The 22,212-nt window shown below is 63.3% G+C and carries 18 protein-coding genes and 1 pseudogene; 5 read left to right on the top strand and 14 right to left on the bottom strand.

Annotated features, from left to right (window positions below; genetic code table 11):
• Positions 1-59: 59 nt before the first annotated feature.
• Positions 60-1,625 carry a YifB family Mg chelatase-like AAA ATPase gene (locus FNZ07_RS15205; protein ID WP_091009465.1) on the top strand — a complete coding sequence of 522 codons (1,566 nt, stop codon included), beginning with the start codon at positions 60-62 and terminating at the stop codon, positions 1,623-1,625.
• Between the two features lie 349 nt (positions 1,626-1,974).
• Here FNZ07_RS15205 and FNZ07_RS15200 read toward each other — a convergent pair whose 3' ends face one another.
• The gene (locus tag FNZ07_RS15200) at positions 1,975-2,595 is read right to left on the bottom strand and encodes a hypothetical protein (protein WP_245811403.1); all 621 of its coding nucleotides are present in this window, start codon (positions 2,593-2,595) and stop codon (positions 1,975-1,977) included.
• 161 nt (positions 2,596-2,756) lie between these two features.
• On the opposite strand from FNZ07_RS15200, the gene FNZ07_RS15195 reads away from it, so the two are divergent.
• On the top strand, positions 2,757-3,281 hold the full coding sequence (locus FNZ07_RS15195; protein WP_091009462.1) for a TlpA disulfide reductase family protein: 525 nt from the start codon (positions 2,757-2,759) through the stop codon (positions 3,279-3,281).
• Positions 3,282-3,366: 85 nt separating this feature from the next.
• Here FNZ07_RS15195 and FNZ07_RS15190 read toward each other — a convergent pair whose 3' ends face one another.
• The 9 genes and pseudogenes from FNZ07_RS15190 to ugpQ form a co-directional block, all read right to left on the bottom strand.
• Positions 3,367-4,716 carry a sigma-54-dependent transcriptional regulator gene (locus FNZ07_RS15190; RefSeq protein WP_091010879.1) on the bottom strand — a complete coding sequence of 450 codons (1,350 nt, stop codon included), beginning with the start codon at positions 4,714-4,716 and terminating at the stop codon, positions 3,367-3,369.
• Between the two features lie 21 nt (positions 4,717-4,737).
• Positions 4,738-5,430: a sensor histidine kinase gene (locus FNZ07_RS34520; protein ID WP_409373405.1), complete on the bottom strand. Its 693-nt coding sequence runs from the start codon at positions 5,428-5,430 to the stop codon at positions 4,738-4,740.
• A gap of 713 nt (positions 5,431-6,143) precedes the next feature.
• A pseudogene (locus tag FNZ07_RS34515) lies at positions 6,144-6,659 on the bottom strand (two-component sensor histidine kinase); the annotation flags it as partial.
• Between the two features lie 82 nt (positions 6,660-6,741).
• A complete protein-coding gene (locus FNZ07_RS15180; RefSeq protein WP_091010878.1) occupies positions 6,742-8,022 on the bottom strand; it encodes a dicarboxylate/amino acid:cation symporter in 1,281 nt (426 codons plus the stop codon).
• Between the two features lie 508 nt (positions 8,023-8,530).
• Positions 8,531-9,598, bottom strand: a complete 1,068-nt coding sequence (locus FNZ07_RS15175; protein WP_091009458.1) for an ABC transporter ATP-binding protein — start codon at positions 9,596-9,598, stop codon at positions 8,531-8,533.
• A gap of 19 nt (positions 9,599-9,617) precedes the next feature.
• Positions 9,618-10,409, bottom strand: a complete 792-nt coding sequence (locus tag FNZ07_RS15170; RefSeq protein WP_091009454.1) for an ABC transporter permease — start codon at positions 10,407-10,409, stop codon at positions 9,618-9,620.
• On the bottom strand, positions 10,406-11,344 hold the full coding sequence (locus FNZ07_RS15165; RefSeq protein WP_091009451.1) for an ABC transporter permease: 939 nt from the start codon (positions 11,342-11,344) through the stop codon (positions 10,406-10,408). The genes FNZ07_RS15170 and FNZ07_RS15165 overlap by 4 nt, the downstream gene beginning before the upstream one ends.
• A 190-nt stretch (positions 11,345-11,534) precedes the next feature.
• On the bottom strand, positions 11,535-12,647 hold the full coding sequence (locus FNZ07_RS15160; protein WP_091009448.1) for an ABC transporter substrate-binding protein: 1,113 nt from the start codon (positions 12,645-12,647) through the stop codon (positions 11,535-11,537).
• A 60-nt stretch (positions 12,648-12,707) separates the two neighbouring features.
• A complete protein-coding gene (gene ugpQ / locus FNZ07_RS15155; protein WP_091009445.1) occupies positions 12,708-13,484 on the bottom strand; it encodes a glycerophosphodiester phosphodiesterase in 777 nt (258 codons plus the stop codon).
• A 428-nt stretch (positions 13,485-13,912) separates the two neighbouring features.
• Here ugpQ and FNZ07_RS15150 point away from each other — a divergent pair, with 428 nt between their 5' ends.
• Positions 13,913-14,683, top strand: a complete 771-nt coding sequence (locus tag FNZ07_RS15150) for a DeoR/GlpR family DNA-binding transcription regulator (RefSeq protein ID WP_091009442.1) — start codon at positions 13,913-13,915, stop codon at positions 14,681-14,683.
• 18 nt (positions 14,684-14,701) lie between these two features.
• Here the strand turns inward: FNZ07_RS15150 and FNZ07_RS15145 are convergent, their stop codons facing one another.
• Positions 14,702-16,369, bottom strand: coding sequence for a Na/Pi cotransporter family protein (locus tag FNZ07_RS15145; RefSeq protein ID WP_091009439.1), 1,668 nt, complete (start codon positions 16,367-16,369; stop codon positions 14,702-14,704).
• A gap of 213 nt (positions 16,370-16,582) precedes the next feature.
• Here FNZ07_RS15145 and FNZ07_RS15140 point away from each other — a divergent pair, with 213 nt between their 5' ends.
• Positions 16,583-17,272, top strand: a complete 690-nt coding sequence (locus tag FNZ07_RS15140; protein WP_091009436.1) for a histidinol-phosphatase — start codon at positions 16,583-16,585, stop codon at positions 17,270-17,272.
• Between the two features lie 58 nt (positions 17,273-17,330).
• Here FNZ07_RS15140 and FNZ07_RS15135 read toward each other — a convergent pair whose 3' ends face one another.
• The 3 genes from FNZ07_RS15135 to tauA are packed head-to-tail and all read right to left on the bottom strand — an operon-like array spanning position 17,331 to position 20,071.
• Positions 17,331-18,242 carry an ABC transporter permease subunit gene (locus FNZ07_RS15135; protein ID WP_091009433.1) on the bottom strand — a complete coding sequence of 304 codons (912 nt, stop codon included), beginning with the start codon at positions 18,240-18,242 and terminating at the stop codon, positions 17,331-17,333.
• Complete coding sequence (locus FNZ07_RS15130) at positions 18,239-19,036, bottom strand: taurine ABC transporter ATP-binding protein (RefSeq protein ID WP_091009429.1); 798 nt, start codon at positions 19,034-19,036, stop codon at positions 18,239-18,241. The genes FNZ07_RS15135 and FNZ07_RS15130 overlap by 4 nt, the downstream gene beginning before the upstream one ends.
• 12 nt (positions 19,037-19,048) lie before the next feature.
• Entirely contained in the window at positions 19,049-20,071 is a 1,023-nt protein-coding gene (gene tauA, locus FNZ07_RS15125; RefSeq protein WP_091009426.1) for a taurine ABC transporter substrate-binding protein, read from the bottom strand.
• A 358-nt stretch (positions 20,072-20,429) separates the two neighbouring features.
• Here tauA and FNZ07_RS15120 point away from each other — a divergent pair, with 358 nt between their 5' ends.
• Positions 20,430-22,169 (top strand): hypothetical protein, encoded by a 1,740-nt coding sequence (locus FNZ07_RS15120; protein ID WP_091009422.1) that lies wholly within the window; start codon positions 20,430-20,432, stop codon positions 22,167-22,169.
• Positions 22,170-22,212 lie beyond the last annotated feature (43 nt).

The following is a 22,212-nucleotide window of genomic DNA, read 5'->3' as shown; positions in this document are numbered from 1 at the left end:
CGTCAGTGTATTGAGGAAGGGGCGCTACGCTACATAGCGCGCCTTCGACGGGAGAAAACATGTCGCTTGCCGTGGTGCGCAGCCGCGCGCCGGCCGCTGGCCGCGCGCCCGAAGTTACCGTCGAGGTTCATCTCGCCAACGGGCTGCCTTCTTTTTCGATCGTCGGCCTGCCGGATCTCGAGGTCCGCGAAAGCCGCGAACGTGTGCGAGCCGCGCTGCAAAACTGCGGGCTCGACTTTCCGGTGCGCCGGATCACAGTCAACCTCGCGCCCGCCGATCTTCCTAAAGAATCCGGCCGTTTCGATCTGCCGATCGCGCTCGGCATCCTCGCGGCCAGCGGACAGATTCCTGCCGAATCGCTGCTCAATCGTGAATTCGCCGGCGAGCTGTCGTTGACCGGCGCCTTGCGCCCGATGCGCGGCGCCTTCGCGATGGCATGCGGCACGGCACGCGATCTGGGCGATCAGCACGCAGACAGCGCGGACACAGCGCCAAGGCGCACGCCCGAACTCTATCTGCCCGCCGCGAGCGCGGCTGAAGCGGCGCTGGTGCCCGGTGTGGCCGTCTATGGCGCGCCCGACCTGCCGTCGCTGTGCGCACATCTCGCAGGTGTCGAGGACGGACGGCTCTCGCCTGTCCAGCCGCCCCCTTTCGTCGACGCGATGTCGTCCGCCACCCTGCCTGACATGCTCGACGTCATCGGTCAGCGGGCCGCACGCCGCGCGCTCGAAGTCGCCGCGGCAGGCGGACATCATGTGCTGATGGTCGGGCCGCCAGGCGCGGGCAAGTCGATGCTCGCGGCCCGGCTGCCCAGCCTGCTGCCACCGATGACCGACGACGAGGCGCTCACCTCCGCCGCATTGCTGTCCGCTAGCGCCGCCGGCTTCTCTCCGACGCACTGGCGCCGTCGCCCGTTTCGCGCGCCGCATCATTCGTCGAGTGCCGGGGCGCTGGTCGGCGGGCGCAATCCGCCGCAGCCTGGCGAGATCACGCTCGCGCATCTCGGCGTGCTGTTTCTCGACGAATTGCCCGAGTTCGATCGTCACGTGCTGGAGACGCTGCGCGAACCGCTGGAAGCCGGCCGCATCACGATCTCGCGCGCAGCCTGGCAAGCGGACTTCCCCGCTGCGTGCCAGCTGGTCGCCGCGATGAACCCCTGTCCTTGCGGCTGGCGCGGCGATCCGAATGGGCGTTGCCGCTGCACGCCGGACATCGCCGCGCGCTATCTGCGCAAGCTGTCCGGACCGCTGCTCGATCGTATCGACATCCAGATCGAGATTCCCGCGCTGACGCCCGCCGAATTGTCGGCACGCGCGTCGACCACCGGTGAGGCGAGCGCACCGATCGCGGAGCGCGTTCACGGCGCACGTAAGCGCCAGCTCACGCGCCAGGGCAAGACCAATCGCGAGCTAAGCGGGCGCGAAGTCGACGAGGTGTGCCGGCCGGATGCCGCCGGCGAAGCGCTGCTGCGCGACGCCGGCGAGCGTTTCGGCTGGTCAGCCCGCGCTTACTACCGCGTGCTGAAAGTGGCCCGAACGATTGCCGACCTCGCGGGAAACGATGTACCCAATGGGGGGCAGGTCGCCGAGGCCGTGCAGTATCGGCGCGTTTTTTCCGCGCGATGAATGGTCAAGAAAGGCAAAAAATGGCCTGTCAAGACTTGACTTATACACACAGAAGAGCTTCGGATAGATTTCGATACAATTGAAAGGATTGTGTCGGGTCAATCTTTTAACACATTGATTTTATTTAGTATTTTTTATTGCCATGTTCGCGGGCAAATTAACGGACCCCCACCGGACGGGCATTCGAGCGAGGTTTGCGAGAGTTTTCAACAAAGTTATCCACAAGTCCTGTGGGTAACCTAAAAACCCTCATTAAATCCGTCTATTAGAGCGATAACCTGCGAAGGAACTTTCAGTAGCGGTCACTCTGGAGAGTTCGCAGAACGCGCATTTCGTCGGTGAACTACCGTCAATCGAGCTTGAACGACTGGAAAAACTGATCGATCTGCTCCGGCGCCGGGTTTTTGCTCCCGATAATCGCCGCCTGGTAGACATGCCGGCCGCGTGCCACCAGTCGCGCGTGCATCGTGCGCGGCTCCTGGTTCGCGCCTGCCTTGCCGCTGAACGTCATCTCGATGCCGGGCACCTGGCCGCCTGCTGCGAGGGGAATCTGCGTGGCGTGTGCATCGGGCGTTGCGCCGAGGTTGCGCGCCAGTCCCGCACGCAGGAATTCGAGCGCGGCGCGCTGCACCTGCGGGTCGTCGCTGGGCAGCGTCACGCTGCCGACGGCGAACACGGTGTGATCGGCCTCCGCAATCTGCATCGCCATCTTCATCGGCGTTCCGGCGATATCGATCTGCCGCTCGTCGTTGCTGGGCTTGGCCGGTAGATCGACGGAATAGCCCTGCGCGTCGTTCGCGACGGTGCGCCAGTCGTAGGTTGGCGAGCAGGCGATCAGCGCGGCGCCCGTCACGGCAACGCAGGCCGCCGAACGCAGCACCGTACCCGCGCCGGAAGAAGCAGCGCGCGAGGCATGACGGCGAAACGCATGAACGAACGGAAAAAGGCGCGAAGCCAGGTAAGAAGCCAAGTAAAAAGCGAGCCGGAACATAAGACCTGAAAGCCGATAGACAGAAACGGAAAGCCGCATTATCCGCTCGTGGGCACGTCGATGCTGCCCAACACGATTGAGGCTACAATACCGACCACCCCACGCTGTTTCAGCGCAATGCGCTTCCTGAGGTCCTGTTCATGAGCCCTACTCCTGTTTCCCGACGCGCCAGTCCGCTGCGCTACATCGCGGCAGTCGTCGTCGCTGGTGCGATTGCGGTCGCTGGCTATTTCGCGTTCGGCAGCCAGCAGCATGTTCCGGATGCGTCGTTCACGTTGCTGTCCGGCCAGAAGGTCACGACCTCCGACCTCAAGGGCAAGGTCTATCTGGTCAACTTCTGGGCGACCAACTGCGATACCTGCATGAAGGAAATGCCGCAGATGGTGAACACGTACAACCGCTTCAAGGGCCAGGGCCTCGAGTTCGTTGCGGTCGCAATGAACTACGATGCGCCGATGTACGTGACGAACTACACGCAAACGCGTCAGTTGCCGTTCAAGGTGGCGATGGACGACGGCTCGGCGGCGAAGCAGTTCGGCAATGTGCAGTTGACGCCGACCACGTTCGTGGTCGACAGGAACGGCAAGATCCTCAAGCGCTATGTCGGCGAACCGCAGTTTGCCGAGCTTGATGAGTTGCTCAAAAAGGCGCTGAACGCGGCCTGATTTTCCCCCTCGTTTTACTCAATTTGCGGCTTCAGCGCACTTCGCCGAAGCCGCAAATCACGCAGCCCCTTCAGCTCCCCCAGCCTCAACGTTCTCCTTCTCCACGCGCCGCCAGGCCGTATCGTTTGATCTTCTCGTAGAGCGTCGCCTTGCCGAGTTGCAGCCGGTCTGCCGCGAGCGCAACCGCGCCGCCCGCCTGATCGAGTGCCTGCGCGATCGCCGCCCGTTCGAACTGTTCGACCCGCTCCTTTAGCGGCTGCACGGCGTCGTCGTCGGTGGACGATAGCGGCGCGTGCTCATCCACAATGCCGAGCACGAGCCTGTCGGCAGCATTGCGCAACTCGCGCACGTTGCCGGGCCAGTCGCGCTGCATCAACGCGCTACGTTGCCGGTCCGTCAGCAGCGGCGCGGGTCGCTCGTAACGCACCGCGGCGTCGAGCAGGAAATGCTCGAAGAGCGGCACGATGTCCTCTCGCCGCTCCGCGAGCGGTGGCAGCGCGATCGTCACGACGTTCAGCCGGTACAGCAAGTCGCGCCGGAAGGTGCCGCTCGCCACGTGCTCGGTCATCTCGCCCTTGGCCGCGGCAACGATGCGGCAATTCACGCGAATCGGCTGATTCGAGCCAAGCCGTTCGAGCACACCATCCTGCAACACGCGCAGCAGCTTCACTTGCAACGCGAGCGGCATGCTCTCGATTTCATCGAGAAACAGCGTGCCGCCCGACGCATGTTCGAGCTTGCCGATGCGGCGTTTGGCCGCACCGGTAAACGCGCCGGGCTCGTAGCCGAACATCTCCGACTCGAACATCGGCTCGGGCAACGCGCCGCAATTCACAGCGATAAACGGCTTGTCGCGACGCGGCGACAGTTCGTGCAGACTGCGCGCGATCAGCTCCTTGCCGGCTCCGGTATCGCCGTTGATCAGCACCGACGCATCGGTCGGCGCAACGTTCGCGATGAGCCGGCGCACCTGCTCGATGGCCGGACTGCGTCCGATGATGCGTGGCGCCACCGACTGCTGCCCAGCCAGCTGACGACGCAGCGCGAGATTCTCCAGCACGAGGGTGCGACGTTCGAGCGCGCGCCGCACGGTTTCAATCAGGCGTTCCGACGCGAACGGCTTCTCGATGAAATCGTAAGCACCGTCGCGCATCGCCTGCACGGCCATCGATATATCGCCGTGTCCAGTGACGAGGATCACCGGCACATCGGGTGCACGCTCGCGGCATTGCGCGAGCAGGTCGAGCCCGCTCGCGCCCGGCAGACGAATATCGCTGACGATCACGCCGGCGAAATCCGCGACGATCAGCCGTGCCGCCGCTTCGACCGAGGCAAACCCGACCACGTCGAAGCCCGCGAGCTGCAGGCTCTGCACGCTTGCCCGCCGCACGAGTTCATCGTCTTCGATGTACAGCACCTGCAAACCGTTGTTCACCATGATCGTTGTCACCTGAAATCAGGAGCCCGCGACAAGCGGGTCTGTGGCCAGCGCGCGGGCGCGGCGCAACGTAAGGACAAATTGCGCGCCGCCATCCGGAGCGTTGCGCGCGACGAGCGAGCCGCCGCAGTCGCGTGCAATCGACGACGAGATCGCGAGTCCTAACCCGAGCCCTTGCCCCATCTCTTTCGTCGTGAAGAACGGTTCGAAGAGACGCGGTAAAACGTCGTCGGGAATGCCGGGGCCGTTGTCGCGCACGGCGATCGACAGTGTGCTTTCCGCCGCCTCGATATCGATGACGATGCGTGGGGACGTCACACCGCTGGTTGCATCGAGCGCGTTGCCGAGCAGGTTGATCAATACCTGTTCGAGACGCAATTCGTCGCAATGCGCGACCAGTTGTTCGTTCATGTGCGTGGAACTGCCGCCGATATCGAACGGCGTGAGTGCCCCGTCTGCGGGTCCCGCAACACGATTTCGACACCCACACCGAGCAGGCGCTTTTGCAACAACGCGAGCACGTTGCTCAAAGCACGCGCAACCGGTGCACGCGCACTGCGCGGCCGCGCCCGCCCAACGAACAGCTTCAACTGATTCGTGATCTTGCCCATGCGCTCGGTCAGCGACGCAATCGCTTCGAGATTTTCGCGCGCCGATGCGTGGTCGCCGCGTTCGAGCAGCACGCGCGTGTTGTCCGAGAAACCGCGCAATGCGGCGAGTGGCTGGTTCAACTCATGTGTGATACCCGCGGCCATCTGGCCCAGCGCGGCCAGCTTGCTCGCCTGCACGAGTTCATCATGTGCCGCGCGCAGCTCCTGTTCGGCGCGCGTGCGCTCGCCGACTTCCTTCGTCAATTGTTCGTTGGCTTGCGACAGGTCGGCGGTGCGCTCCGCGACGCGCTGGTTCAGTTCCGCATACGCCTTTTGCAGCAACGCGCGGCTACGGATCATTTCGCGCACGCGCGCCCGGCGCATGCGCCAGTAGAACGCAAACAGACACAAGGAGATATAACCGAAGCCGGTCACGACAGTCGCGTTGCGCGCATCGCGGTCGACGGGATCGACGGGTGCCATCGTGATCAGATGCCAGTCGGGTTCGCCGAGCGCGCGCCGCGACGCGAGATAGCGCGGCGCATAGCGCCCGCCACCGATTCGCACGATCTGCGCATCGCCTTCAAGCGTCCGTTCGATCGTCACGGGTAGCGGCGCGATTTGCTGCTGCGCATACTGGCGTGTCTGCCAGATCGACTCGGCCACCGGCCCCGACAACGGCCGCACCGTGTGATATTTCCACGCGGGTACCGACGAGAGAAACACGACACCGTGATCGTCGGTGACGATCAGCGGCTCGGACGCGTCGGCGCCCTGAAACCATTCGAGGTTCAACTTGACGACCGCAACGCCGACGATCTTGCCGTCGCGATAGACAGGCTGCGAGATGTAGTAACCGGGATCGTGAGAAATCGTGCCGATGCCGAAGAAGCGGCCGACGCCGCCCTTCACCGCCACATCGAAGTACGGCCTGAAGCGATACTCGACACCGACAAAACTCTCGGCGTCGTGCCAGTTGCTGGCTGCAACGCAGATACCGTCGGCTCCGATGACGTAGGTCGCGGTAGCGCGTGCGTGCCGGTTCAGATCTTCGAGGTAGCGATTAGCGCGGTCCACGCGCGAGGGATTCGGCTCGGCCAGCACGTCCTGCACAAACGGGTGTTCGGCGAGCAGATAAGGCAGCGATTCGTAGCGTTCGAGTGTGCTCTTCAGCGCGCTTGTCGTGCGGTCCGCGCGCACAGCGGCGTTGCGCCGCAGGTTGTCGATGCCGCGCTGCCACGTGAAGCTCCACGTGAGCCCGCTCGCCGCCACGAGCCCGGCAGCGAGCACGAAGAAAATCAACAGACGGCGCGTCAAGGTGGCGGTGTCCGGTCGGTGGAAGTCGACCATTGTGGCATAGGCTGCCGCACCATCGTCCGCCGCGCGGGACGGGCCCATTCGAGGCCGGCGCCGCCCCGCGCGTTTCATCGCGTCATGCGCCGGCGGTTTCGTTGACCCGCACCTCGCCGCGCAGTGCGGCGTTCAGCTTCGAGCGGTCCAGTTCCTTCTCCCACGCCGACACGACAACCGTCGCCACGCCATTACCGACGATGTTCGTCAGCGCGCGGCACTCGCTCATGAAGCGGTCGATACCGAGGATCAGCACCATGCCCGACAGCGGAATGGTCGGCACCACGGCAAGCGTCGCGGCGAGCGTGATGAAGCCCGCGCCGGTCACGCCGCTCGCGCCCTTCGACGTCAGCATGGTCACCGCCAGCAGCGTCAGTTGCTGTGTGAGCGTGAGATCGGTGTTGGTGGCCTGAGCGATGAACAGCACCGCCATCGTCATGTAGATGTTGGTACCGTCGAGATTGAACGAGTAGCCGGTCGGCACGACGAGACCCACCACCGAGCGCGAACAGCCGAGCTTCTCGAGCTTGAGCATCAGTTGCGGCAGCGCGGCTTCGGAAGAACTCGTGCCGAGCACGATCAGCATTTCTTCCTTGATGTACGCGACGAAGCGCAGGATGTTGAAACCAACCGCGCGCGCGATGATGCCGAGCACCACCACTACGAAGACGATCGACGTCAGATAGAACGTACCGATCAGCTTCAGCAGCGGCACCAGCGACCCCACACCGTACTTGCCGATCGTGAACGCCATCGCACCGAACGCACCGATCGGCGCAAGCTTCGTGATGATGCGCACCACACCGAACAGCACCGTCGAAATCCCTTCGATGAAGTCCGTCACCACCTTGCCGCGCTCGCCGAGCGTAGCCAGCACGCTACCGAACAGCATCGCCACCAGCAGGATCTGCAGAATCTCGCCCTGCGCGAAGGCCGACGAAATCGTGTCGGGAATGATGTGCATCAGGAAGTCGACGGTCGTCTGGCCGTGCGCCTTCGCGGCGTACGAGGCGACCGCCTTGGCATCGAGCGTGGTCGGATCGACGTTGAAGCCGACACCGGGCTTGAGCACGTGCGTCGCGATCAGGCCGAGCAACAGCGCGAACGTCGAGACGATTTCGAAGTACAGCAGCGCCTTGCCGCCAACCCGGCCCACCTTCTTCATGTCCTGCATCCCCGCGATGCCGGTGACGACCGTACAGAAGATGATCGGACCGATCACCATCTTGATCAGCTTGATGAACGCGTCGCCGAGCGGCTTCATGTCGACGGCAAATGCCGGCGAGAAGTGACCGAGCACGACGCCGATGATGATCGCGGCGATCACCTGGACATAGAGAATTTTATAAAAGGGTTTCTTCACGATGGTTCCTGCAATGTGGATGAGCCGAAGCAGAGGCCTGCCACGCTGCGCATCACGCGAACGAATCAACGCACGCCTGTGCACGGCAGTCGGGCCGCGACAAGACGATGGTTCTAGCGATACCGGGAAGTGAATTTGGACATCGGTTGTCTCCTTGCTTTAGTTTGTCGGGCCTTGGCGGCCGCCTACGCTTTTTGCAAGGGTGATGCCAGCTTGATGATGTGCCGTTGGCTTTGATTTATATGGTTTTTTTTGTGTCGACTCGCGTGCGCCGTCCGGGTTTCCGGAAAACCGGAACGTGAGCGTCGGAGAATCCGGACGATGTGGGCCCTGTGCCTTTCGTCGTCACTCGGCGAAAAAAATGCCTTTCTCGCGGGAGAAAGGCATTTCAGGGAGATCTCAGCGACTTTATTTTCGTGTGAGCCCGGAGGTCGGTCCGAACCCACAGCGGGATGTTAGGAGGTTTCCTGCGGCGGGTCTTATAACTATTGTTAAACCGCCGCGACGCTCACGCGCCTTCTTCTAGCACCAGCAGATTGTCGTGCGAGAACCCCAGCGCAACGGGCTGCCCCCGTTCCGGCAGGCAGCGATTCGGATCGTTGAACACATCGAGTGAAATCACCGCATCCTTCACACGCGTCCTGATCCGCACCACCGCGCCGAGAAAATTCACTTCTTCGACCGTTGCGTTCAGCGTGTTGCGTCCCGGTGCTGCCGGCTCCAGCACGATCGCTTCGGGCCGCAACGCGAGCAGGCGCTGCTTGCCTGCATCGTTAGCCGGCAGTTCGCGCGAAGTCGTGAGCTCCTGCCCGTCGACTGCCATGCGCCCCTTCGCCGGATCCACCACCTGACCCGACAGAATATTCAGCGTCCCGACAAACGATGCAACGAAACGCGTGCGCGGATAGTTGTAGATCTCCGACGGCGTGCCAACCTGTTCGACGCGCCCCTCGTTCATCACCACGATGCGATCGGAGATCGACAGCGCTTCTTCCTGATCGTGCGTGACGAAGATCGACGTGATACCGAGTTCGCGCTGCAACGCGCGGATGTCCTGACGCAGCGAAATGCGGATCTTCGCATCGAGCGCCGACAGCGGTTCGTCGAGCAGCAGCACCTGCGGCTTGCCGGCCAGTGCGCGAGCCAGCGCCACACGTTGCTGCTGCCCACCCGACAGCTGCCACGGATAACGCTCGCCAAGCGAAGGCAGGCTGATCAGCTTCAGCATCTCCTCGACGCGCGCGCGGATCTCGTCCTGCGGCCGGCGCGCAACGCGCAGACCGAAGCCGATGTTGTCGGCCACCGTCATGTTCGGAAAGAGGGCATACGACTGGAACACCATACCGACCTTGCGCTGCCGCGTCCGCAGATGCGTAACGTCGCGCCCATCAAGCTTTATCGTGCCGCGTGTCGGACCTTCGAAGCCCGCGATCATGCGCAGCACGGTCGTCTTGCCACAGCCCGACGGCCCAAGAAACGTGATGAACTCGCCGCGCTCGATCTTCATGTCGAAGTGATGCAGCGCGATGTTCGTCCCAAAGGACTTGTGCAGGTTGTCGATCTCGAGAAATGCCATGATGCGTCGTCCCAGTTCTTCAGGTCTTCTGTCCGGCCAGCGAGCGCGCCGAACCGAACACCTGGATCAGCCCCATCGAGGCCCACGTGACGACGAACGCGATCACCGCGAGCGCCGACGGTTCATATGCGCGATTCGCACCGATCAGTTGCAGGTACGGTCCGAACGCGGGCCGGTCGAGCAGGCTCGCCAGCGTGAATTCGCCGATCACCACAGCAAAGGTGAGAAACGCGCCCGAGAGAATGCCCGAGCGGATGTTCGGAAAGATCACCTTGAAGAGGATCGTCGTCCAGTTCGCGCCTAAGCATTCGGCGGCTTCGGTCAGTGCGCGGATATCGACCGCGCGTAGCCCCGCATCGACGGCGCGGTACATGTACGGCAGCGACAGCGTGACGTAGCCGAGTACCAGCAATAAGTCCGTCGCGCGTTCGTTGCCGGTGAGCGGCAGGATCGAACTGCTGTTGTAGATGCGCAGATAGCCGAACACGATCACGATGGCCGGAATCACCAGCGGCAGCAACGTGATGAACTCGACGAGCGGGCGCAGTTTAGGCAGGCGCAACTGCACCCAGTACGCGGTCGGCACGACGAGCAGAATGCCGACGATGATCGTCAGCACCGCCATCAGCATCGAGTAGCCGAACGACGCCTGGAAGCGCGGATCGGCGAGCACCACGCGGTACGCGTCGAAGCTGTAGGTGCCGCGGCGCATGCGCAGGCTGAATTCGAAAGTGGCGATCAGCGGAATCAGAAAGTACAGCGAACCGACGATCATCGCGGTCCATGCGCCTACGCGCGACTGGCGTTTCATCGACGGCCCCTTTCGGCGCGCGAGCGCAGCCAGATGTAGCCGCCGTTCGACAGGCCGGTGACGAGGATCATCCCGAGTGCGAGTGCGTAGCCGAGGTTCTGGTTATGCAGCACGTCGCCGCGAATCTGCGCGTACAGCAGGATCGTCACGATGTTCAGCGAGCTGCCGGTCAGCGCATACGCAGTTGCGACCGCGCCAAACGAGTTCGCGAACAGCAGCAGCGCTGCGCCGAGCACGCTCGGCCACAGCACCGGCAGCGCAACGTAGCGCCAGTACTGCGATGGTGTGCCGCCCAGACAGTCGCACGCTTCGCGCCATTCGCGCTTGAGGCCATCGAGTGCCGGAGTGACGATCAGCACCATCAGCGGAATCTGGAAGTACAGATAGGTCAGCGTGAGGCCCCAGAAGCTCAATACGCTAAAACCCGTCGAATACAGGTTGAAGTCGAGATACTTCTTCAGCAGCATTGTGACTAGCCCGACGCGACCGAGCGTACAGATAAACGCGAACGCCAGCGGCACGCCGGCGAAGTTCGACGCGACGCCGGAGAACGTCATCAGCGTCGGACGAATCCACGAAGGCAGCTTGCCTTGCACTGCTGCCCACGCGAGCAGCGAACCGATGAACGCGCCGCCAAGCGCCGATGCGGCGCTTACCTTGACGCTGATCCAGTACGCGTCGAGCACGCCTGGCTGCAGCAACTCGCGAAAGTTCTCGAGCGTGAAATGGCCTTGCGGATCCTGGAATGCGCCGACGATCAGGAAGCCGGTCGGCAGGATCAGAAACAGCACCGCGAAAATGAAGAACGGCATGACGCCGATCCAGCTCCAGAGCGGCGACGCGCGCCCTGGACCGTTGACCTGCGGCGTCGGACTCGGCACGGGCGGAACCAGTAGGTCCGCGGGCCCGGCTCCGGCCTCGGATGAAGCGCTCATAGCTCACCCCGAAAGGGCTTACGGGTTAGCGTGCAAGAGTGACTGCACATCGCCCGCGGCTGCCATGCGCTGCGCGGCTCGCCGACAGCGCGAGCCTGCGTTCGCAAGACAGGTCGATGCATCTGACTGATGCGTTTGCCGGTACCGGGCACGGACACCCGGTACCGCTCCTGCTTTTACCTGACGGGGCTTACTTCACGTTGGCGCCGACCGCCGTATCCCACTGCTTCGTGATCGTGTCCTTGTACGCGTCCTGCTGCGACAGCGTCGGGAACACCGCGTTCTTGTACGCGCTAGCCGGCGGCAGCTTGTCGAGCAGCGCTTGCGGGACTTTCTTGGCGGCAACCAGCTCGTTGTAGCGGATCGGATGGCAGTAGCCGGCCAGCCAGCCGATCTGGCCTTCGTCCGAATAGAGGTATTCCATCCACAGCTTCGCGGCATTCGGATGCGGCGCATACGCGCTGATCGCCTGTGCGTAGACACCGGCAACCACGCCCGTCTTCGGCACGACGACCTGGACCTTCGGATTGCCCTTCAGCGTGTCGCGATCGGCGAGCGCGTTGTAGTCCCAACGCACGATGATCGGCGTCGTCCCTTGCGCAAGCGATGCGGCCTTGCCGATCACCGGTACGAAGTTGCCGCGCTTGTTCAGTTCGGCGAAGAATTTCAGACCGGCATCGGCGGCTTTCGATGCATCGCCCTTTGCCTGCGACAGACCAGAAGCGTAGATGCCCTGGATCGCCTGGTTCGCCGCGCGCGGATCGCCGGCCAGCGACACGGCGTTCTTGTATTCGGGCTTGAGCAGGTCCGACCAGTCGGTCGGCACCTTGTCGATCATGTCCGCGTTGACTTCGAACGACAGCACACCGTAGTAATCGCCGTACCAGTAACCTTCCGGATCTTTCGATTCGGCCGGAATCGAGTTCCACGTCGATACCTTGTACGGCTGCAACAAACCTTGCGCCTTGGCGGTCGGTCCGAACGACAGGCCGACGTCGATCACGTCCGGCGCTTGCGGCCCTTTGTTGCCCTTGTTCGCCTTGATCGCTTCGACTTCATCGCCGGAACCCGCATCCGGATTCAGCTCATTGATCTTGATGCCGTATTTTTTCTGAAAGCCCGCGATCAGCGCGCCATAACCGCACCAGTCGTGCGGCAGGGCAATCGTGGTCAACTGACCTTCCTGCTTCGCGGCGGCCACCAGCGCGTCGGACGGCGCAGCGAACGCAACGCTCATACCCCCCGCCGCGACGCCCGCAACGGCCGACAGCGAAACAAAACGGCTTAACTTCGTGCGGTTCATGGTGTTCCCATCCTCTGCCGAAAATTGCTACGTTGATGAATGTGTCCGGACTTCGCGCCTTCACGCAACGGCGCGCGCGTCGCCAGCGATGATATCGATGCGATCGGTACAGATCATGTCGACGCCCCAGCGCACGAGCTCTTCCGCGCGCGCCGGATCGTTGACGGTATAGGTCAGTACGCGCAGGCCCGCCGCGTGAATCGCCTTGACCTGCTCTTCTGTGATCCGCTTGTGATCCGTATGCAGCGATACGCAATCCAGTTCGCGCACGATGCGCAGCCAGTCGTCGGGCAGCGCATCGAACAGCATGCCGCGCGGTAATTCCGGAACGGCATCGCGTGCGGCGGTGAGCGCTTCGATGGAGAACGACGACAGCAGCGGCGGCAGCGTTGCCGATTGCCACAACGTGCGCGCAGCCTGCGCGACGAGCGTCCCGGTCAGCGCGTCGCGCCCGTGGCACGGCTTGATTTCGATGTTGGCGGCTATGCCCTCGCGCGCGCAGCGCGCGGCGACGTCGGCCAGAGTGGGCAGCCGCGTGCCGGCAAAGTCCGGTCCGTACCACGAGCCGGCGTCGAGCGCGGCGAGTTGCTGCCAGCTATGTTGCGCAGCAGCGCCGTGGCCGTTGGTCGTGCGATCGAGCAGATCGTCGTGCAGCAGGAAGACGGTGTTATCCGCGGAAAGCTTCGCGTCGAACTCGATCATCCGGTAGCCGTAACGGATACAGGCGTCGAATCCTGCCAGCGTGTTCTCGGGCGTCAGCGATCCGCCAATCCGGTGAGCAACGCGCGCCGGATAAGGCCACGTGCCGCGTGCATCCTGCGTGCTCTCCTCTTTCACGTCCCGTCACCCTTTTCAATGAGCTTGATCGACCCGTCGGCCCCGCCGCTGCCAGCCTCCTGCAGCCGCCGGCCAGGCGCCGCGCTGCAGTGCACCTAAAGCGTTCGTGCGCACCGGTACAACCGGTGGCCCCGCCGATCGCCATCGCAGTATGTCCAGCTAAAACGACACGCAGTTTACCGAAAGCGACATCGATTGTTCGAAAGCAGACACATCCCTTCCTTTCCGAACATCCGATTTTCGAAATGCGCACCGAATCGCCAATCTGCGAAGGCTAAATTCAAATACACAACTATGCAAGCTGCCAAAAAAATACAACACGCGGCGGATAAAATAGTACGCTCGACATCTGTCTGACATACCCGAATGGCAGTGATAGGTATGCGCAGCACGCTTAATCTTCCTAACTTTGCGCCGGGATCCAAGGCATGTGGCAGAAAGACCGTCATCAACGAATCCGCGCCCTGCTGTCGACGCTGCAACGGGTATCCACCGAACGCATCATGGCGGACCTCGATGTTTCGCGCGAAACCGTGCGGCGCGATCTGCTCGACCTCGAAGCGTTGGGCGAGCTGCGGCGCGTACATGGCGGCGCGGTACGACCCGGTGACGAAGCGCCGATCGCGGAGCGCGCGCATACCCACGTCAAGTCCAAGAACGCGATCGCAAAAGCGGCAACCGGAGTGATCGCAAGCGGCCAGACGCTCTTCATCGATGCGGGCACCACCACTGCGCTACTCGCCGAAGAACTGGCGAAGCTCGCCAATCTGACCATCGTCACCAACTCGATCGATGTCGCGCTGAAGCTGCGCGGCTCTGCCGAACCGGCGGAAATGTCGAACGAAGTCATCCTGCTGGGCGGCTCGATCAGCGAACGCGCGTTCGCCACCACGGGCGCGACGACGATACTCGACATCCGACGCTATCGCGCCGACGTCGCGCTGCTGTCGCCAACCGGCGTCGACGTGCGCAGTGGTGCGACGAACTTCGATCACGCCGAATCGGAAGTCGCGCGTGCGATGGTGGACTGCGCGGACAAGATCGTGATCCTCGCGGACTACAGCAAGATCGGCCAGCGTAGCCGCGTGTCGTATTGCCCCGCCGAACGTATCGACGTGCTGATTACCAACAGCAAGGCGACTGACGTGCCCGACTTCGCACCGCTGAAGAAGAAAGTGCGCAAGGTGATCATCGCCTGAGCGCGACGTACAGGTAGCTCATTCCTTCACGTGCATCGTGTCGAGCGCGCGCTTGCGCAACCGCGTTTCGCGCAGGGCGCCTGCTGCGTCGAGCACCGGGTAGGCCGTCGAACAGAACAGCGAGTTGAGCCGCTTCATGTCGCTGATCAGGTCCAGATGCAGCGCACTGGTTTCGATGCTGCGCAGCGTCTGCCCAGCTAGCCGGTCGACGTGCGCATACGAATAGGCGCGTTCGAGATCGCGGAAACGTTCCTTCTCCGCCAGCAAACGCTCCGCACAGCGCAGGTCGTTGTTCAAAAACACCGATAGCCCAAGCTGCAGATTGCTGACGAGCCGCGTATGCAGGTCCTCGAGTTCGCCGAGCCCTTCCTCCGAAAACGACAGACGATGCGAGATCTTTTTCTCTTCGATATCGCTGACGATGCGCTCGATGATGTCGCCCGCGTGTTCGAGGTTGATCGTCAGCGCGATGATGTCGGTCCAGCGACGGCTATCGGGCTCGTCGAGCTGTTCGCGGGAAATTTGCGCGAGGTAGGTCTTCACAGCTGCATAGAGATGATCGATGTCGTCGTCCATGCGGATCGTTTCGCGCGCTTTCTGCAGGTCGTTGTGGTGCAGCAGCTCGGCGACGTTATCGAGCATCGCGCGAACGATGTCGCCGACACGCAGCACTTCACGGGCAGCGTTTGCGAGCGCGAGGCTCGGCGTAGACAGCGCGGCCGCGTCGAGATGCAGCGGACGGATCTCGCCGTTCGGCACGGCACGATCGGGCAGCAGGCGCTCGCAGATGCGCCCGACCGGATCGATCAGCAGCAGGCACGCGCAGCAGCGCAGCGTGTTGTAGATCAGGTGAAAGCCAACGGTCGCTTCGCGCGGATTGGCGATCAGCACCGGCAGCCCGCGCGCGAGCAACGGCGCGAACGGCAGGATCAGTAGTGCGCCGGCGAACTTGAACGCGAGGCTGCCGAGCGCAAGGCGTCGCGCCGCGGCGTTCTGCGCCAGCGTACCGAACAGCGCCAGCATGCCGCTACCCAGATTCGCGCCGATCACGAGGCACAGCGCGACCTTCAGCGAGATCACGCCTGAGGATGCAAGCGTCGCCGTCAGCAGCACCGCGGCGAGGCTCGAGTACGAGATCATCGCGAATGCCGCGCCGACCAGCGCATCGAGCATCGTGTCGCCGGTCAGCGCGCCGAACATCACGCGTACGCCGGCGCCGCTCATCATCGGTTGGGCGGCTTCGACGATCAGATGCAGTGCGAGCAGGATCAGGCCAAGGCCGATCGCGGTCCGGCCCACCTGGCCGAGACGCGTCTGCTTGCGCGACAGGAACACCGGCACGCCAAACAGCACGAGGATCGGCGACAGCCAGGACAGATCGAGCGTCAGCACACGCGCCATCAGTGCCGTACCGACGTCCGCGCCGAGCATGATCGCGAGGCCGGATGCGAGCGGCAACAACCCCTGGGCCGCAAACGACATCACGATCACCGCGGTCGCATTGCTGCTCTGCACGAGACTCGTCACACCGATCCCGGCGAGAAACGCCTTCAGACGACCATCGGTACTACGCCCGAGCACGCGGCGCAGATCGGCGCCGAGTACGCGAAGGATGCCGGTGCGTACGATATGCGAGCCCCACACGAGCAGGGCAACCCCGGACAGCAGATTAAGAAGAATCAACATGGCTGACTACGCTTTCGATACCTTCGGCCACAACGGTCTCCGGCGGCCGGCTTGAAGCGACCCGGCGTTTATGACAGTAGTGTTGCACATTTTTGCCATATTGTAATTTTGTGCATTTAAATATAGGATCGCCACGGCGTGCGACGGGCACGCTATATCGTCGGTAACGCGGCGCGATGCCGCGCCGACTGACCACTGCTGGGGAGAGAAGTAATGAGCCGCAATCTTGCGCTGTTCGATCTGGACCACACGCTGCTGCCGCTCGACAGCGACCAGTCGTGGGCGCATTTCATCGCAGGGTTGGGGATCGACGGGGCGCAGCAGCACGCCGATGAAATCGACGCGTACTACCAGCAATACGTGGCCGGTACGCTCGATATGAACGACTACCTGAACTACACGCTTGCGCCGCTAGCGCGTCATTCGCGCGCGCAGCTCGATGCGTGGCATGCACAGTTCATGGAACAGGTGATCGTCCCGGCCATCCGTCCTGCCGCGCTTGCGTTGCTGCGCCGGCATCTCGATGCAGGCGACCTGTGCTGCATCGTGACCGCGACCAACGTGTTCGTCACGGCGCCGATCGCCAAGGCGCTCGGCATCGAACACCTGCTCGGCATTGAGATCGGCACCGAGGGCAACGACCCGGCCGCGCGCTATACGGGTGCCGCGACCGGTATACCGAGTTTTCGCGAAGGCAAGATCGTGCGCACGAACGAATGGCTCGCATCGCTCGGGCACACGCTGAAGGACTTTCCGAAGAGCTACTTCTATAGCGACTCGATCAACGATGTGCCGCTGCTCGAACGCGTTACCGATCCGGTCGCGACGAATCCGGACGACCGGCTGCGTGTTGTGGCGAAAGAACGCGGCTGGCCGGTGCTTGAGCTATTCGGTGCTGCCTGATCCGGCGCGTGAGCGAGTGCGTGACGTTGTAGTTGCGTGATGTCGCAGTTGCGCGATGTTACGCACGCCCTTTCCACGGCACGAGCCGACGTTCAAGCGCACGCATCCCGAGATCGAAGATCCACGCGATCAGACCGATTAGCACAATCCCCATCACGACGACATCGGTGCGCAGAAAGCTCGATGCGTTGAGCACCATCTGTCCAAGCCCCGCGGTCGCCGCGACCATTTCCGCGGCGACAAGCGTCGTCCAGCCGAAGCCGATTGCGATACGCAGCCCGGTCAAGATCTCGGGCAGCGCCGCCGGCAATACGACGTGGCGCACGACCTGCGCAAAGCGGCCGCCGAGCGAATACGCGGCATGAATCTGCTCGACGGTTGCGCTGCGCGCTCCCGCGCGTGCGGCCATCGCGATCGGCGCAAAGCAGGCCAGATAGATGACGACGATCTTCGCGGTCTCGTCGATACCGAACCAGATGACGACGAGCGGCAGGTAGGCGAGCGGCGGCAGCGGCCGGTAGAACTCAAGCGGCGGATCGAGCAGCCCGCGCGCGATCCGGCTCACGCCCATCAGGATGCCGACCGGTACCGCGGTTGCCGCGGCCAGCGCGAACGCGCCGAACACGCGCAGCGCGCTCCACGCCAGATGCTCCGATAACGGCAGACCGCCTTGAATGCGGCCGTGCCACGCATCGATAAACGCGGCCCATACTGCTTCGGGTGTAGGCAAAAACAGCGGCGGCAACCAGTGCAGATGCGTGGCGAGCCACCACAGCGCGGCCAGCGTCGCCACCGAGGCCGCGCTCAACGCGGCAGTCGGTCCTTCGCCGGGCATGCGCCATGCGCGTGCGGAACGCCTTGCACGTGTGGTGGGCGTAGCAGTGCGAGTATGTCGCGATGCATGCGACGTGTTGACGTAGACAGCGGGTTCCAGCGCGGGCTGGTTGAGTGAATCGCGCGATGCCGTCATGACACACTCTCCTGCGGCGCACGTTTGTGTAAATGGCGAACCAGTCGTTCACGCCATTCGATGAAATCCGGCGCGGACTTCACCGCGCGCGCATCGCGCGTTTCGACGAAGCGCCGCGCGAACGGCAATGTCCACGTCTGCGCAATGCGACCCGGGCCGGGCGTCATCACGACGAGACGCGTCGCGAGAAACAGCGCTTCTTCGACACTGTGTGTGATGAAAAACACCGTCTTGCCGGTTCGATCCCACACGTCGAGTACGAGCTCCTGCATCGACTCGCGTGTCATTGCGTCAAGCGCGCCCATCGGTTCGTCCATCAACAGCACCTGCGGATCGCTCGCAAGCGCACGCGCAATACCCACCCGCTGCTGCATGCCACCCGAGAGCGCATACACACGCGAATGCGCATACCGCTCGAGCCCGACAAGTGCGAGTACCCGACGCGCAATACGCTCGCGCTCGGCCTTCGGCACCCGCTGAAAGCGCAGCCCGAGCGCGACGTTATCGAGCACGTCGAGCCACGGCATCAACGCGTACTTCTGGAACACGACACCGCGATCGGCGCCAGGTCCTTCGACCGGTTCGCCGTTCAGCAGAATCTCGCCTTCACCGGGCGCAATGAAACCGGCGATGCAGTTGAGCAACGTCGTCTTGCCGCAGCCCGACGCGCCGAGCGCCACGACGAATTCGCCGGGTTCGATATGCAGGTCGACGTCCTGGAGCGCGACGGTCGGCGGTGTGCCGCGCGCACCGGGATAAGCCACCGATAGATGCCGGATTTCGAGTCCGCTCATGTCATGCCCGGCTCAAGGCGTCGCATGTTGCACGAACTGCGGATCGACGCCCACCGAATAGTCGGGCAGCACGTTCTGAATCGTGCCCTGCGCTTTCAGGAAAGTCGCGGTTGCCGCCAGCGATTTCGCCGCGCCCGACTGCGCGCCGCCACCGAGCCATACGTTCGATGCCTGCTCGGCCGGCGTCGGAAACGCGTAGAGCGCGAGGCTCGCGGGCACGTCCTGCGCGTTGGCGCCGGACTCCTTCGCGACCGCGACTACCTGCGGCGATGCGGCATTCCACGCAGCACTGTGCGCACGATAGTCCGCATCGGTCGAGGCGAGCACCTTCACGAAGCGCGCGACGAAGTCCGCGTTATCGCGAGCGAAGCGCCGATCGACGACAAAGCCATCGAAGGTTGCCTTGCCCGTCTCGCGAGCGACCTGCCCCGACGTGATCAGCACCTTGCCGTTCTGCTTCACCTTGGCGAGCACCGGATCCCAGATGTAGGTCGCGTCGATGTCGCCGCGCGCCCATGCCGCCGCGACTTCAGGCGGACGCAGGTTGACGATCTTCACGTCCGAGGGATTGACGCCGGCATTCTGCAGCGCGACGAGCGTATGGAAATGCGAAGTGGACACGAACGGCACACCGATCTTCTTGCCCTTGAGCCCCGCGATGCTCGATACCCCCGAACCATCGCGCGCGACGAGCGCCTCGGCATCGTTGATGTTGTCGAGAATCCAGAACAGCGAGATGTCGACGCCCTGCGACAAGCCGGCCGCGATCGGGCTCGAACCTGCTTCGCCGAGTTGTACCGAGCCCGACGCGAGCGCGCGGATCACATCGGCGCCGCTGCCCAGCTTGCGGTAGGTGACCTTGTAGCCGGTGGCTTTCTCGACGGCGCCGGTGGCCTGCGCATAGCGCCACGGCACGACCATGTCCTGATAGGCAATGACGACCTCGCGCGTGTCGGCGTGCGCGGTGTTGGCGAGCGACGCCGACAGCGCTAAAGACGCCAGTGCAGCCGCGAGCGGACGAAGGAATCGGTTCATCTGGAAGCCCCGTTGGATCAGGATGTCTAAAAGGCTTCCGACTATAGGGAGTTTGCCGACGCGCGGTTCTAATTAATCCGCGATTGCTAATGACGGCGTTCGAGCATTGCTTTTCGCGTTGGGGTGGATGGTCGCGAGGGCGGCGGCGTATGAATGGCCCTATGCGGCAGACGATGCGATGCGGGTTGCATGTCCCGAGAGCGCGACGAGCCATGGATGTCGGCGTGATCGTAGAAACACGCGAAGTCGTCGCGTAGCCCACTGGTTCGCGTGACGCGCGATTACTTCGGTTTGCACGCGAAATACACTCACCACGCGAAGTAACGTGATCCATCCCTAAACGCCACTCGCTCGTACTATGAGAACAGAACGATCCTCGAGCCTGCCCGATCTCAATCTGCATCGGGGAAACGAATCGACGGGAACGGCTCCGCTAACGACGCAGAACCAGCAGCAGACACAGCGCGCATTGATCGAGGGCGCGCCGCGACCTATGGAGAACAGGCTACCGCCCGGCGATCGACGCCGCCGCGCATCCTTGCCGGCAGTTGTCACGGCGACAACAACGCCTGCCGCGGAGACCATCGCGGAGACCACCGCGGCGCCCGCCGTGGAGAGCGAAGAGCAGCGCACTGCCCGCGAACAGGGCATTCGCGACCAGCTCACCCGCTATTTCGAGCCGCACTATAAGGGCGGCGAAGCGGGCGGCGATGAATCGAACCGTGCGGATCTCAATGCTTTAATCGAGAACCGCGTGGCTGGACTTCTGGAAATGGGCGAGTCAGACGCAACGATCCAAAAGACATTCTCGAAGGGAGACTCGTTTGGCACGACGAGCGCAGTCGCAAAGGGTGCCATAGGCTCAGCCGCGTTCGGCACGGCGTCGCGCCTGCTCGATACGAAACCCGAGATCGGCAATACGATCGTGTCGGGCCTCAACGTGCTGCCGGGCGTCAAGAACGCGCCCGACTCTTTCAAGGGTGGTGTCGCCGCGGGTCTCTTTTCGGGCGCCATGGACCATGTCAGCGGAGAGGCGCTCAATCCCGCAATGGAAGCGCGGGGTGGCATTGACTGGTTGGCGCCCGATCGGGACAGGCTCGACCCGGTCATGCAGAACGCGCTGGACGCGGCAACGCCCAGCATGCTGGGAAAGATGATCCGCAAAGCTGGCACGATCCAGTCATTCACGGCACGCAACGCCGTGGAACTCGCCGTCGTTCCGGGGATCGCCGCTGCGGGCTTCCCCGGGGCCGCGGCAACGGTTACGTCGGGGATAGCCGCTCTCGGCTCGATGGCCGCCGGCGCGGCCACCAGTGCGGGCGACCGCTACGTCGCAAAGAGGGACCATCTCATCGGCCCGGAATACCTGCTGGCGCGAGACGACTGGCGAGAACAGTACACCGCGCTCAAGGCCGCGACGTGGAAGGGCGAGGCCGCGAACGGTGCCGGCCGCGTCGCGGACGCTCTGACCAGGATTCCCGCAGCGATCATCGCCGCACCGCATACGTACACGACGGCGACCAGTGTCGCGACTAACGTCGGTGCGCTCGGACTCGGCCTCGGTTTCGTCAGCCTGGCGACCACGGCCACGGGTGCGCTTGCGCGGAGTCAGGGCGCGAGCGAAGGGGTCGCCGAGTTCGCCGAGCAAGCAGTACACCTTGGAACGTCAGCGCTTGTGTTCGGGTCGTGGACCACGCTCGCGGAGGGCACCGAATCGGCCGTGGGTGCCATTCGCGGCGGATTGAACGCGGTGAGCGATCTCGCACGCAGAGGTGTATCGACGTCGGTACTGAAGAGCGCAGAAGTAGTGGGCGATGGCTCCGATATAGCCGCGAAGAAGGTGGTGGAAGGCGCCGATTACACGGGCAAGAAACTCGTGAGCGCGGGCAACGCCGTCGTCAGGGGCGGCGAGCAGGCGATAGAAAAGACCAGCGCTTTTGTGACCGAGGTGAGACCGATGGTGACCGGCGCAATGAATAATCTGGGCGAACGGATGGCCAACCTCCGTCGCAGACAAGTCCCCGCTGCGGGGGACCTGGAGAATCAGCAAACCGAGGCGCACCCCCTCGGCACTATGCCTGGAGCGTTTCCGGAGTAGCGGGATATCGCGCCCATCGGGAGCAATCCGTAAAGTGCAGATG

The organism is Paraburkholderia megapolitana, from assembly GCF_007556815.1.
Classification (GTDB): domain Bacteria; phylum Pseudomonadota; class Gammaproteobacteria; order Burkholderiales; family Burkholderiaceae; genus Paraburkholderia; species Paraburkholderia megapolitana.
Note: the sequence above shows the minus strand (reverse complement) of the source record. Positions and strands in the feature narration are given on the sequence as shown.

Excerpts from the sequence above, each read along its gene's own strand:
- FNZ07_RS15205 (WP_091009465.1), top strand. The coding sequence starts at position 60 with ATGTCGCTTGCCGTGGTGCGCAGCCGCGCGCCGGCCGCTGGCCGCGCG.
- FNZ07_RS15195 (WP_091009462.1), top strand. The coding sequence starts at position 2,757 with ATGAGCCCTACTCCTGTTTCCCGACGCGCCAGTCCGCTGCGCTACATC.
- FNZ07_RS15175 (WP_091009458.1), bottom strand. The coding sequence starts at position 9,598 with ATGGCATTTCTCGAGATCGACAACCTGCACAAGTCCTTTGGGACGAAC.
- FNZ07_RS15170 (WP_091009454.1), bottom strand. The coding sequence starts at position 10,409 with ATGAAACGCCAGTCGCGCGTAGGCGCATGGACCGCGATGATCGTCGGT.
- FNZ07_RS15165 (WP_091009451.1), bottom strand. The coding sequence starts at position 11,344 with ATGAGCGCTTCATCCGAGGCCGGAGCCGGGCCCGCGGACCTACTGGTT.
- FNZ07_RS15160 (WP_091009448.1), bottom strand. The coding sequence starts at position 12,647 with ATGAACCGCACGAAGTTAAGCCGTTTTGTTTCGCTGTCGGCCGTTGCG.
- FNZ07_RS15150 (WP_091009442.1), top strand. The coding sequence starts at position 13,913 with ATGTGGCAGAAAGACCGTCATCAACGAATCCGCGCCCTGCTGTCGACG.
- FNZ07_RS15145 (WP_091009439.1), bottom strand. The coding sequence starts at position 16,369 with ATGTTGATTCTTCTTAATCTGCTGTCCGGGGTTGCCCTGCTCGTGTGG.
- FNZ07_RS15140 (WP_091009436.1), top strand. The coding sequence starts at position 16,583 with ATGAGCCGCAATCTTGCGCTGTTCGATCTGGACCACACGCTGCTGCCG.
- FNZ07_RS15135 (WP_091009433.1), bottom strand. The coding sequence starts at position 18,242 with ATGACGGCATCGCGCGATTCACTCAACCAGCCCGCGCTGGAACCCGCT.
- FNZ07_RS15130 (WP_091009429.1), bottom strand. The coding sequence starts at position 19,036 with ATGAGCGGACTCGAAATCCGGCATCTATCGGTGGCTTATCCCGGTGCG.
- tauA (WP_091009426.1), bottom strand. The coding sequence starts at position 20,071 with ATGAACCGATTCCTTCGTCCGCTCGCGGCTGCACTGGCGTCTTTAGCG.
- FNZ07_RS15120 (WP_091009422.1), top strand. The coding sequence starts at position 20,430 with ATGAGAACAGAACGATCCTCGAGCCTGCCCGATCTCAATCTGCATCGG.